Source organism: Erysipelothrix sp. HDW6A (assembly GCF_011400295.1).
GTDB lineage: Bacteria > Bacillota_I > Bacilli_A > Erysipelotrichales > Erysipelotrichaceae > Erysipelothrix.
Map to the genome: position 1 here is coordinate 1,621,728 of NZ_CP049859.1, position 12,898 is coordinate 1,634,625.

The 12,898-nt window shown below is 34.3% G+C and carries 16 protein-coding genes; 5 read left to right on the plus strand and 11 right to left on the minus strand.

Annotated elements, in window-relative coordinates:
- Positions 1-90: 90 nt before the first annotated feature.
- Together G7059_RS08330 and G7059_RS08335 are read right to left on the minus strand one after the other, a co-directional pair.
- Positions 91-1,005 carry a phosphotransferase gene (locus G7059_RS08330; protein WP_166081622.1) on the minus strand — a complete coding sequence of 305 codons (915 nt, stop codon included), beginning with the start codon at positions 1,003-1,005 and terminating at the stop codon, positions 91-93.
- A gap of 117 nt (positions 1,006-1,122) precedes the next feature.
- A complete protein-coding gene (locus G7059_RS08335) occupies positions 1,123-2,085 on the minus strand; it encodes a type I phosphomannose isomerase catalytic subunit (protein ID WP_166081623.1) in 963 nt (320 codons plus the stop codon).
- Positions 2,086-2,430: 345 nt separating this feature from the next.
- On the opposite strand from G7059_RS08335, the gene G7059_RS08340 reads away from it, so the two are divergent.
- The 5 genes from G7059_RS08340 (at position 2,431) to G7059_RS08360 (ending at position 4,654) form a co-directional block, all read left to right on the plus strand.
- Entirely contained in the window at positions 2,431-2,646 is a 216-nt protein-coding gene (locus G7059_RS08340; protein WP_166081624.1) for a cold-shock protein, read from the plus strand.
- Between the two features lie 175 nt (positions 2,647-2,821).
- Positions 2,822-3,778, plus strand: coding sequence for a helix-turn-helix domain-containing protein (locus tag G7059_RS08345; RefSeq protein ID WP_166081625.1), 957 nt, complete (start codon positions 2,822-2,824; stop codon positions 3,776-3,778).
- Between the two features lie 27 nt (positions 3,779-3,805).
- Entirely contained in the window at positions 3,806-4,081 is a 276-nt protein-coding gene (locus tag G7059_RS08350) for a DUF1294 domain-containing protein (RefSeq protein ID WP_166081626.1), read from the plus strand.
- A 119-nt stretch (positions 4,082-4,200) separates the two neighbouring features.
- Positions 4,201-4,404, plus strand: a complete 204-nt coding sequence (locus G7059_RS08355; RefSeq protein WP_166081627.1) for a DUF4649 family protein — start codon at positions 4,201-4,203, stop codon at positions 4,402-4,404.
- A gap of 7 nt (positions 4,405-4,411) precedes the next feature.
- Positions 4,412-4,654, plus strand: a complete 243-nt coding sequence (locus G7059_RS08360; RefSeq protein WP_166081628.1) for a (4Fe-4S)-binding protein — start codon at positions 4,412-4,414, stop codon at positions 4,652-4,654.
- Positions 4,655-4,668: 14 nt separating this feature from the next.
- On the opposite strand, the gene G7059_RS08365 is transcribed toward G7059_RS08360, so the two are convergent.
- From G7059_RS08365 to G7059_RS08405, 9 genes are all read right to left on the minus strand, one after another.
- Positions 4,669-5,601 carry a dipeptidase gene (locus tag G7059_RS08365; RefSeq protein WP_166081630.1) on the minus strand — a complete coding sequence of 311 codons (933 nt, stop codon included), beginning with the start codon at positions 5,599-5,601 and terminating at the stop codon, positions 4,669-4,671.
- 130 nt (positions 5,602-5,731) lie between these two features.
- Positions 5,732-6,337: an HAD family phosphatase gene (locus tag G7059_RS08370; RefSeq protein ID WP_166081631.1), complete on the minus strand. Its 606-nt coding sequence runs from the start codon at positions 6,335-6,337 to the stop codon at positions 5,732-5,734.
- 75 nt (positions 6,338-6,412) lie between these two features.
- A complete protein-coding gene (locus tag G7059_RS08375; RefSeq protein ID WP_205700201.1) occupies positions 6,413-7,627 on the minus strand; it encodes an MFS transporter in 1,215 nt (404 codons plus the stop codon).
- The gene (gene nagA / locus G7059_RS08380; RefSeq protein ID WP_166081633.1) at positions 7,611-8,801 is read right to left on the minus strand and encodes an N-acetylglucosamine-6-phosphate deacetylase; all 1,191 of its coding nucleotides are present in this window, start codon (positions 8,799-8,801) and stop codon (positions 7,611-7,613) included. Before nagA ends, G7059_RS08375 begins: the two co-directional genes overlap by 17 nt.
- Positions 8,798-9,565: a hypothetical protein gene (locus G7059_RS08385; protein WP_205700202.1), complete on the minus strand. Its 768-nt coding sequence runs from the start codon at positions 9,563-9,565 to the stop codon at positions 8,798-8,800. Before G7059_RS08385 ends, nagA begins: the two co-directional genes overlap by 4 nt.
- The gene (locus G7059_RS08390) at positions 9,566-10,048 is read right to left on the minus strand and encodes a PTS glucose transporter subunit IIA (RefSeq protein WP_166081635.1); all 483 of its coding nucleotides are present in this window, start codon (positions 10,046-10,048) and stop codon (positions 9,566-9,568) included.
- Positions 10,041-10,859, minus strand: coding sequence for an amidohydrolase family protein (locus tag G7059_RS08395; protein ID WP_166081636.1), 819 nt, complete (start codon positions 10,857-10,859; stop codon positions 10,041-10,043). Before G7059_RS08395 ends, G7059_RS08390 begins: the two co-directional genes overlap by 8 nt.
- A gap of 23 nt (positions 10,860-10,882) precedes the next feature.
- On the minus strand, positions 10,883-11,254 hold the full coding sequence (locus G7059_RS08400) for a hypothetical protein (RefSeq protein WP_166081637.1): 372 nt from the start codon (positions 11,252-11,254) through the stop codon (positions 10,883-10,885).
- 57 nt (positions 11,255-11,311) lie between these two features.
- Positions 11,312-12,865 (minus strand): PTS transporter subunit EIIC, encoded by a 1,554-nt coding sequence (locus G7059_RS08405; RefSeq protein WP_166081638.1) that lies wholly within the window; start codon positions 12,863-12,865, stop codon positions 11,312-11,314.
- Positions 12,866-12,898 lie beyond the last annotated feature (33 nt).

Here is a 12,898-nt window from a genome sequence, read left to right on the forward strand (position 1 = left end):
ACCGACCTCACTTACTGTCTATTTGTAAGTGAGGTCGGTTTCTCTTCTAGTTGAACTCCTAATCTAAGAATTCAACAACATTCAATATCTTTAATTATTCTCTTCTATAATATATTTTTCTTGAAATTTTCTTAAATTATCCACTAAGCAATTAAATCTTTCAATACCATATTGGTAAAAATCGTTAGTTGAATTATCAGATTCCTGCGTCTCTCTAATAAAACCCCATAAGCTCCACAATAAATCGATACTCAATTTATTTAATTCAAACTCTCTTAAATCTTCAAGCTCAGGTTCTTTTTCGAGATAGGTACTTAATAGTATCATATCTAAGTCATCAGAGTAGTCAGCTTCTATAGAAATATCGGCTAAATCCCAATAAGGATTATTCATTCCAGCATACTCCCAATCCACTAAAAATAATCGATTATCGCTATCTAAAATAAAGTTTTCAGGTAGTGGATCATTATGACTTAATACACGTTTATCACACTTCGATGTATTAATAATATTCAAAGCTTGTTCTCTGATAGTATAATAATTTTCAGGTGTTCTTGCGTTGGAGTCGCTAATTGCTTTTTCATAAAGAGATAACATTTCATTAATATCAAACAGTACGTCTACTTTATCTGCCTCTGTATGAAGATTCTTCATTAAGTTCGCTACTTGAATAACTGTTTTCTTATCTCTCAATTTTGCAGCATTCATTGTTTCTGCACCTTCGATATATTTAGAAACTTTGATTCCACTAACATCATCAAACAAGACTAAAGGAGCATCAATTTTTAGATGTTCCAAAGCTCTCACAATAACTCCTTCATCCGATCTGTTAATAATTTTATCAGTTTCAAACCCTGGTAACCTAACTACAAAAACCTGATCAATAGTCTTAACTACGAAGTTTCTATTAGTTAAACCTCCGATTCTCGAGATATCGAGAATGTTCATTTTCGTTGATAAATCATTCATTTCCATTACATTATATATTTCTTTCATATTTTCCATGTTCATATTATAGCATAATATTAAATTTATGAAAATTTCTTTAACAAAAGCAGTTGAAAACTGCTACTTTTTCTATCTATGAGTTAAGCTACAAAAAAGACGCCTAGCGTCTTTTAATTAAACATTCACTCTAATAAAGTTTGCGTTACCTTCTAACACTATTGAGTCAGTACCAGCATCAATGAACACAGAATCACCTTTTTTAAGTTCTAACGTTTGATTATCATTAGTAAGTGACATTGTACCTTCAAGTACAACTAAAGCATTGAAGCTTGTATTATCTACCGAGAACTTCTCACTACCATTTAAGGTATATCCTGTGGTTGTAAAGTATTTACACCTTGCCAACAGTTGTTTGCTTCCAAATTCTGTTGTCTCAAGTAAACCAGATGGTTTAAACGAAACATCTAAGGGACTTAGCTTGGATACATCGATTGATTGTTGAATATGGAGTTCACGTAGGTTCCCATTAGCATCTTTACGATTAAAATCATGAACTCGATAGGTCGTATTGGAGTTTTGTTGAATCTCACAGATCACAATCCCAGCTCCAATAGCATGAATTGTTCCAGCTTCAACGAAAATCACATCACCTTTTTTTACTGATACAGTCTTAAGTTTGTCGAGAATACTATCTTCATGAATTGCTTCAGCAAACTCTTCACGTGTCATTTCATTTTTCACACCATAATAAATTTTAGAATCAGGTAAAGCTTCCAAAATAATCCACATTTCAGTTTTTCCATATTCATTTTCATGCTTAAGACCATACTCATCATCTGGATGTACTTGGATTGATAAATCTTTCTTTGCATCGATGAATTTTATAAGGATTGGAAAACGATCAAATGACTTACCGTTGTCACCTAGAACATCAGAACCTTTTTTATTAATATATTCCTGAAGCGTCAAACCTTGGTATTCTCCATTTGCAACTACAGACGGTCCATCAGGATGCGTTGATACTTCCCAGCTTTCTGCTAAAGGATTTAAATCGGTATCTTTTTGATATTCACTCTTTAAAAGATTCCCTCCCCATAAGTAATCTTTATAACTTGGATTTAACTTTATTACGCTCATGGCTTACCTCGTTTAAATTGATGAAAAGTGATACTATCCAATTTTCACCAAAATTATAGCAAAGCTATCCTTAATAATTATGTGTTTAAGGCTCTTAGTAGACTTTGATTTTGAAATAATTTTCTTATATATATTATATTTTTATGAAACGAGTATTCTTGGGGGAAAAACCGAAAAACATACCTATATTTGTTCTATTCTTGAGTCAATCACAATGAAAACTATGTAAATTATTTTACATTTCTCCATTCTTATGATAAGATAGCTCAGAAATAAGGTTAAAACTCGTTCAATAATTAATTTTGTTATGAATAGTGTTCTTATTCAAGACAGGAGGTATTATTAATGGAATCAGGAAAAATGAAATTTTTCGATATCGATAAAGGTTTCGGTATCATCGTTCGCGATAAATCCAAAGAAGAAATATACGTACACCATTCCGCCATTAATATCGATGGTTATGTCACTTTAACTAAAGGACAACGACTATCATTTGATATTGTTGAGGGACAACATGGTAAACAAGCACACAACGTAAAGAGCTTACTCTTAAGAGCATAAGCTCTTTTTCTTTGTAGTTTTGGAATTTTTATTGTTGAGCTTCTCTAAACTGCACTCTATAATAGAGATATAGGTACTTTGCTACCAGTGGTTGACACATTATACGCTTCAGTTTCTCGCTTGCAACTGAATGAATTGGTAAAGTTTAAGTAGCAAGAAAGAGAGAAATCACACAATGATCCTAGCAGATAAAATTATTAGTTTAAGAAAAAAACAAGGGTGGTCACAAGAAGAATTAGCCCATCAACTTAATGTATCAAGACAAGCAGTCTCTAAGTGGGAAAGTACTGCATCAATACCAGAGTTGGATAAAATTATTAAGATGAGCCAACTATTTGGTGTAAGTACAGATTACTTACTTATTGACGATCTAGAAGATGTCGAATATTCCGATTATGAAGAATCAACAGTTAGGAAGATTGATTTAGAAACAGCAAACCAATATCTAACTGTCTCAAAGATGGCATACCAAAAAATCGCTTTCGGAGTAGCATTATGTATTTTATCACCTGTTGTACTACTAACTCTGGTCTCCTATTCTGAATCAAACCCAAATCAATTAAAGGAAAATACAGCAATTGCAATCGGACTCTTTGTTCTATTCCTTATTGCATTTATTGCTATCGCAATTTTTATCACCTACTCAATGAAACTATCAAAATTCAATTACCTAAATGAAGAAGACTTTGATTTAGAGTATGGCGTACGAGGTGTCGTTGAGAAACGTGCAGAGAAAGTTATAGATAAGCTCCATGAGAAAATAGTAATAGGAATTGGAATTATTTTTGTAGCTGTAATGCAGCTAGTAGTTGGCAGTATGTTGAATGAAGATATCATTATTTACCTTACAGCATCATTGCTTGTCTTAGTATCCTTTGCAGTATATATCCTTACTTATTACGGAATGGAGAAAAACAGTTATTCCTTAATTCTTCAAGAAGGTGAATTCTCACCAAAGTCAAAAGCAGCTCAAAAGAAGTCGGAACCATTCAGTAGTGCATTCTGGATTCTTACAACAGGTCTCTATCTTGCCCTAAGTTTCTTTACAATGGGCTGGCATAAAACATGGATTATTTGGCCAATCGCAGGATTTATCTACGCTGCAATTAATGTAATTATCACAAAAGAATAGAGTTTATGTATTAATCAAGGAGTATTTATGATCAAAAATTATCTAGTATATCTTCTCTTTATCAATATCGTTTCTTTCATTGTAATGGCAATTGATAAAAGAAAAGCAAAACTACATACACTAAGAGTCTCGGAATTAACCCTTACGCTATTAAGTGGATTGGGTGGGTTTATTGGAATGATTATCTCTGGGACCCTATTTCGACATAAAACACAGAAAAGAAGTTTCCAACTTAAAGTAGCACTTGCAGCTATCATACATTGTATTCTTATCTACATTTATTTAAACAGTAATCTTGTCTGATATGCATTTAAGTCGTTTCCTTTGTAAAATGATTGTTTGAATATTGTTTATAAATCACATAGTTGTTAAAGAGATGTAAAAGCAATATAATTAACATATACAGTATAGGAGGCGATTTGATGTTTATTATTCATTATTTAAATAATGGAACAGAATCAAAGAAAGAGTATCCATCAGTTAGTGATTTTGTAGGTGCTCAGTATCGTGAAGTACCTGATTTGCAGGACTATTTCCAAGTTGTATCAGCAACAGTCGATGGAAAAGAAATTGAACTTCAAGATAAAACAATTGGCGGATTATTCGCTTACCTAACAAAGAAATGAGGCAAGTATGACAGAAAAAGAACTCTTAGAAAAAGGGTATAGAAAATATGTTGGAACTAAAGTAGATGTCTACTTTAATAAAGATATATGCCAACATTCAGGTATTTGTGTTAAAGGACTTAGTGAAGTCTTTGATCTCAACAGAAAGCCTTGGATAATACCTGATAACGCAACAGAAGAAGCGTTAATTAATCTAATAGATAGTTGTCCAAGTGGTGCTCTTCAATACATAGTAAAAAACGAGAACTAAGTTCTCGTTTTTCTTTACATATATTTATCTACATAACGCATGAAGTTATTGTAAGCAATATCTCTTGCACGATCTTCTCCATAACGTTTTTCAATGGCTTGTAAGACGTTTTGTGTATCTGAGCTGTCCACAAGATTCTCAACTTTGGTGAAAATACCATCAAAGTCAGATCCTAGCCCAATGGAAGCTTGATACCCTTTCTGCGTAAAGTACTCTAAGTGAGTAAGGATATCATCTATTGTTGCAGGTAACTCGTCCACAATAAATGGCTCACAATATACAAGATGAATTGGCGAATCTTTCGATCTGAGACGTTCAATTTGATCATCGTTGAGATTTCTTCGATGGGATGCAACACTTTGAGCATTTGAGTGAGATGCTATGACATGTTTGGCATGATCAAGTACATCTTCAAAGCCTTTAAGACTAATATGCGAAACATCAATGAAAAGATTTCTCTTATTCATGAGCTCTACTACCTCAAGACCAAACTCTGTTAATCCGGCACCACGTTTTTCTCCAATACCATCACAAGCTAAGTTAGCATTATTCCATGTCATACCAATGGATAAGACACCTTCTGATAATAAGTGTTCTACCTTATGAATATCTGTATCAACACAATCTAATCCCTCAAGCGTTAGAAACGTACCAATTTCATGTTCTTTCAAATTATGAATGTCATGAAAATTAAACAACTGAACAAAACCATCTTGTGCTAATACTTTTTCTTTATACATACGAACTTGCATCAGTGCTGCTTCGTATTTCTGATTCCAAGGAATCTCAGGATCAATAAAGATTGCGAAGGCTTGGACTTTAATTCCACCCTCGCGCATTTTTACAACATTTACATCAAGTTCTTCACTATCATAAAAATCTAAGTCTGGATTTTCTTGTAATTTAAGTAGTGCGTCACAATGCCAATCTATTACTGGATATTTCATAGTATCACCAACCTTTTGTTACTATAATATCACTTTTTAGTACGACATGTGAGAATAATAAAAAAAGATGCCAAAGCATCTCTAATTATTCTTTATAGCTATACATAGAAATGCAAATCATGATCTTATATTAGATTAAGCGAACTGTCTTAAGAAATTCTCTAAATAAATCAACATTACCATTGTAATGATAAGCAAACATACCTACTTTTTGAGAAGCCATAACATTAGCCATGATATCATCTACAAAAAGACATTCCTCAGCATTTAACTTATTTTTCTCAAGCAGATATTCATAAATCCTTACGTCAGGTTTAGAAATATTTATATCAGCAGAAATTACGAGATCATCAAAATAATTAAAGACTTCATATTTATCTTTATAAGTATAGAATCTAGCTGCTGCATTCGAACATAGATAGATCCCATACCCTTTTGATTTTAATTCTTTAACTAATTCTAGCATATCAAGTCTTGGAACCTTATGATTTTGCCATGTACTAAAGATATCCTCAACCATATTGCGTAGATGGTCTGGTGATTCTTTAGATATTTTCTCACTAGCCTCTTCAAATGATATATCACCATTATCAAGCATTCCCCACAATGGACTCGTAAAAATAACGCGTTTAAGTTCCTTAATTGTGTCGAGATCATCAGTATAACGCGATAGTATATAATCTGGACTAAAGTCCATTAAAACATTACCCATATCAAAAACGAAATTTTTTATCATATGTTTACCCTCTTTTATTTAAAATAACACAAAAGGATGAACGAGTCATCCTTTCCATGTTAAATAATATAGTTTTCACTCATTAATCAAGGTATCTTTCGCTTTAAATCGCAAGAGGATTTGAATTGTTATGATGGATGCAAAATAACACAGTGCAGCAAGTGCAAATGGATAGAGAGCATTAAAGTCATAAACAAAACCTGCAATTAATGCACCTGTAACAGCGCCTAATGACTTCATACTGTTATGAGCACCCGTGATAATACTTTGGCTATCATGACTTGCGTATGTTGTACTTAAGTCTTGCATAATGGATACAACCATTGTATCAAATGACATAGCAAAGATTGCTCCTCCGATGAATACTCCCACAATATGTGGACTAAACAACATCATCAATATTGAGAGTATTGTTAATCCAATTGCTATGGATACATTCTTTTCAGCACGTACAGATTTAGCTATACGTATCGTAAAGGTGGTATTAAGAATGATCGATATCACCCCTACTACACCACGAGCCATCCCATTGACTGAAGATCCAAGGTGTAATACATCAACAATGTAGTAACCAAAGGTTTGACTGATGGATGTTGATGCAAAGCTCAATAGGAATACTGTAATAAATTGCATCATAAAGAGTGGTGTTAAGTAGTTCTTTACCTCAATGAATGATTGAATCGGATTTGATTGCTTGAGAATTGATTTATCTTTGTCACGTTCCTTGACGGTAAATTCTTTACCCGTGAGCAAGAACGCAAAGGCACAAAACACCAAGATGGCTACTTGAATGATAAACGGTATTGCAATACCAAAATCACCAAGGACTCCACCAACAAATTGACCAAATGTTCCCATAACCACAAAAGATGTCAACAAGATAGGTAAACTTGTCTTTCTTTCTTCTGGAGTCGTTAAATTAATCAAACTTACAACAGCTGCAATTGCAGTTGCTGATACAAATGCACCGGATACAATTCGACCCAGTAAGATGAGTGCTTGCGTTTGAGCAAGTCCAAAAATTGCTTGTCCAACAGCATAACCAATACATCCCACAAAAAGAACTTTTCGCGCTTGGAAATAATTGCATAAGTTGCCCCAAAACGGTGACATAAGAAAGTTTGAAAACTGCATAACTGCAAATGCTAAACCGAATACATATGCGGGCATCGCAAGGTTTTTTAAGAGCGAAGGTGTAACTGGATGGGCAAGGTTAGCTGCAAAGCCCTCTAAACCATAGAGAGCTATAAGGACGACCACAGGCTTCGGAATCTTACGAAACGAAGACACGCTTACCTTCAACTACTGTTTCTACTAATTTCATATCATTATCTACGATTGTTAGATCGGCATCATATCCAGCTTGAATACGTCCTTTTGATGCATCTAATCCAATATATTTCGCAGGGTTAGTACTTGTAATTTTTGCTACTTCTAAATATGTCATAGGAGTATGTTTCAGCATTTCTCGAATTGAATCAATATAACTCATTTCAATAGTTCTAATTGACTCATAGTTCGATAAATCTACTTCCTCAACTTTTCCAGAATCATATTTCATAATCAGGGTATCACCATTTGGAATATAGTTAATTCCGCGTGTGTATTGATAACTTGGTTCTTTGCGACGTGCTGATCCAATACAGTCTGTTGTCATAAAGATACCATCTGCACCTTTAATTCGGTATGTAATATCAAACGCTTCATGTCGCACAGTAATTCCTGTTTGTTTTGCAAACTCACACATCAAGTCTTCATAATATAACGCTGTTCCAGCAACGCCCAGTTCTCGGTGATGTAAACCACTCATACCACTAAACATATGAGTTACTCCACCCAGTCCAAATTCTTTCAATTCACTAATCTCTGCAAACGTTGCACCGGAGTGACCAATAGAAATTTGAATACCATTAGCATGACAGAACTGAATCACTTCTTTAGCACCTGGTAGTTCAGGAGCCATTGTCATTAACTTAATCATTGATTTATCTTCTTGAAGATCATAGAATTTTTGCATGATTTCCATATTTGGATCGAGGCAGAATTCTTCTTTTTGCATTCCCTTATGTTTAACACTTAAGAATGGACCTTCTAGATGGACACCCAATAATTTTGAACCTTCAATATGAGTATTGTAGACTTCGTTTGCTGTCTTAATATATTGATAGGTATCTTCTAAGGAAGCATTTAATGTCGTTGCCAGGAAGCCTGTAACACCTTCTCTAGCCTGATCTTCACCCATCTTGATGATTGACTCAGGTGTATTCTCAATGGAATACGAACCACGACCCCAACCATGAACATGAACATCAATAAATCCTGGTAAAATAACTTTATCGCTATAATCAATGAAATCTCCAGAATACTCTTTAATTACTTCTTTGATTTTATTGTCTTCAACAATTACATATGCAGAAATAATTCCACGAGGAGTGACTACGTTGTCACTATAATAAACTGTCATTTCTTTCTCCTTTTTGGTAGTTTTCTTTGAAATACATAAGTTTTATAAATTAAGAAACCAATGAATACACTATAGAACATTGCTACTTGAACTCCAGCGGTTTGAATAAATGTTGCTGGTAAGTTTGTAAAGTATTGCAATACTTCTGGACTATCTGAACTGTACGTTTCAAGTGCTTTTTGAATTTGAGGTCCAAAGACAAACACATTCAAGCATAAAGTAAGTATTGCACCTTGAATGATTATCGTTAACATTCTAAAAAGGTAATGAAATAGCAATTTCTTTTCTTTCCAACCTTCTTTGAACGCATTGATTAGTGCATTTTTTCCTGTTTCTTCAAACTCAAAGTACATTGCAATTACACCTGTAACATAAGCAAATAGAACTGCAATTAATAACATTAGTAATACAATAATGGATGGAATCTGAGTTCCAAAATATAAACCAATAAATACGATTAAACCTAACGCAACATACAAGGAAAAACCAATACCGTGTTTCTTAGTAATTTCTGGTTTCGATAAAAAGTGTTGTTTATCAAGTTTCTTTCCACGAGCAATACGTGCTGTAATCTCATTAATCTTTACGAAATATAAGAAAACTATGACACTTGAGATTACTACCCCTATTATTGCTAAATTTAAAGAATTAAAGACTAAAGAAACACTAGTAGAAACTGCAGAGAATGCTGCAGCATATGCTAGTATCTTAAAACGGTTTTCTTTTGTATATGTACGTGCTAATTGTTTAATCGTTTTCATCATCTACACCTTAATGGCAAAAATTCCTGCCTCACCTTTATCCACTACTTCATTTTCTTTTAATAAGACTACTTTACGACCTTTAAGATTGGTAACAATCACCGGTGAAGTCATATCTACATTATGTTCTTTGAAGAAGTCATGATTAACTTCTACAAGTAAATCACCCTTTTTAACAACTTGCCCAGTTTCAACAACAAGATTAAATCCTTCACCTTTTAAGTTTACAGTATCAAGACCTAAATGAATCAAGTATTCATTTCTATCTGCAGCTTTAATACCTAGAGCATGTTTTGTCGGAAATGTCATAATGATTTCTCCATCAACTGGTGAATAAACATTTCCTTCATTAAATTCAATTGCGAATCCATCTCCTAAAGTTTTCTCTGAGAAAACTGGATCTTTTACATTTTCTAAGGAAATTACTTTCCCTTTCATTGGAGCTACACAATCTGTAGCTTTTGGTTTAAATAAGTTCTTAAACATTGTCATCCTCCATGTAACTTAGTACCCCCATACAATATGTTGCCTTTAGATTAAAATGATCATCGACCACTAAGAGGTCAGCATCTTTTCCAAGCTCAATGGAACCTTTTCGATCTTCGATTCCTAGATATCGAGCACAGTTTAACGCGGTAATTTTAATTATATCATGAATTGATGGTCGTACATTTTTAATTAAGTTACGAATTGAACCAATATAGCTTAATTCAATGTCTTTGATCTCTTCATAATTCGTTCTATTGTAAGTAATCTCGGAACCATCATCATGTCTTAATGTAATAAAATCACCATTAGGAATAAGTGTCTCTTTACGAGTATAGTGATAACGTTCTTTCTCTGCAAGCGCAAGAGCTCCGTTATCCGTTGTCATAATAATACGATCTGGTCCTTTTAATTTATAAGCCATTGCGAAAGCTTCAGGCTTAACTGTCCATCCTGTTTGCTTAGCGAACTCACAATATAAATCATCAAAGTGTAAGGCTGCACCTGCAACTCCTAACTCACGGTGATGGAATCCACGCATACCACTAAACATATGAGTAACTCCACCAAGACCATATTCTTTAAGCTCAGCAATCTCTTCAAATGTTGCATCACTATGTCCAATATTAATTTGAACACCTTCTTGCTTACAGAGTTTAATAACAGGTAGTGAGCCTTCAAGCTCTGGTGCCATTGTCATTAACTTAATAGTACGTGGTGAAACTTGTGCATCAATAAATGACTGCATTACTTCTACTGATGGTTCTAAGAAACAACTAACATTCATCATCCCAGCACGTTTTTCATTCACAAACGGTCCCTCAAGATGGACTCCTAAGCATGTTGCACCATCCCCGGTTTCTGTGTATTTAATATCTCACCTGTTGATTTAATACCTTCATAGACATCATCAAGTGTTGTTGCTCCTGAAGTCGCTAGGAACGATGTAACACCTACTGAAGGCAATTGTTCCTTCATCGTTCTTACAGCTTTACCTGAAGGATCGTTATTATATGAGCCTGTACCCCAACCATGAAGATGTTGGTCAATAAATCCAGGAATTACATGATAATCACTATAATCTTTATAGTCTGCTCCTTGAGGTAATTCTTTATAAAAATTCTTAATTATACCATCTTCAAGTTCTAAGTAACCTTCACGTTTAATTTGATTTGGAAAATAAATATTTTTTGAATAAAGTAACATATGACCCTCCTCTATAACAGAAACGTTAACGGATACACCATTAACGTTTCATGAACTTTATCGTTTTAATTCTTCGTCAACAGCATTTCTAACGAATTCTACTAATGGACCATAAACAATATGGATATGTCCACTTGATGGGAAGAATACTCCAGTACTTCCCGATTCTTTGATTAATGCATTATCAATCTTCGTCTTGTCTTTAAAGTCTACACGAAGACGTGTAATACAGTTTTCAACGTTACCGATGTTTTCTGGACCACCAAGTCCTGCAACAACGAGTTTCGCTACTTCATCAAAACGACGTTCTTGAATAAGAACACTGTCCGATCCACCTTCGTCTTCACGACCTGGTGTAGGAACATCATACTTAACAATATACCATTTAAAGATAAAGTAGATTAATGCTGCTTCAATAAGACCTACAATTACAATATTTAGCCAACCTGAGTTTTTAAACATCACTCCGAATATAATGAAGTCAAAGATTGTACCTCGAATATATCCAACAGCTGTACCCATAAAGTAAAGTGCGATTCCACCAATAGATCCAATGACTGCATAAATGAAGTATAAAACAGGAGCAATAAATAAGAATGTAAATTCTAATGGTTCCGTTACGTTACCAAAGAAGGCTGTAGCCACACTGGTAATAATTAAACCTTTCGCCATTGCTTTGTTTTCATTGTGTGCTGTTTGATACATTGCAAGACCTATTGCAGGGAATACAAACATGGTACGGACCATTTGGTTTTGTGCACCAAATCGTGTTAATGAAGGCATCATTGCCCAGTATTCACTATCCGGACCTAAGTTAAATAAGATTTCATTCATTGCATCAAGATATCCGATGTACTCTACACCGTTAATTGTGTAAACTCCACCAGCTTCAGTAAAGCGTAACATAGCATTCCATACATGGTGAAGACCAAATGGAATTAACATTCTATTGATAACACCGTTTAATATTTGACCAAGTACTGGACTTAATAACAATCCTGACATACTTGCAAAGAAAGCGATGAGATATCCCCAGAAGAATGGAATAACAAGTCCAATTGCTGCTGTAATTAACATTGAGATTAATGGTACTGATTTTCTACCTGCGAAGAATGCAAAGGCAATCGGCAGTTGTAAATCGTAATATTTATCAGTAGCTAAAGCAGCGACAATACCGGCAACGATACCACCAAAGACGTTGACGTTAACCGTCTGTATCCCGAGTACTCGTGCTTGTCCACCGACAGCAATATTACCTTCAGTAATTAAATTTCCAGTATTTGTTAACCAGACATTCATGACAATTAGAAGAACTAAATATGCAAGAACTGATGAGAATACTGCAATCCCCTTATCCTTGCGAGACATTCCATAAGCAACCCCCATAGCAAATAGAATTGGTAAGTTACCAAAAATCACATCACTTACGGTTCTTATTCCAATGAAGATCTTATTGACAAGTGGTGTCCCTAAGAATGGAATAAGTTCGATCATATAGCTCTGTGAAAATGCTCCCGATACCCCTAATAACAATCCAACCGGTGCCATAACACCAATAGGAAGTAGCAGGGAGCGCCCAAATCGTTGTATTTGTTCACTATACTTTTTCATAATTCTCCTCCTTATTATAAATTTACCATCGTA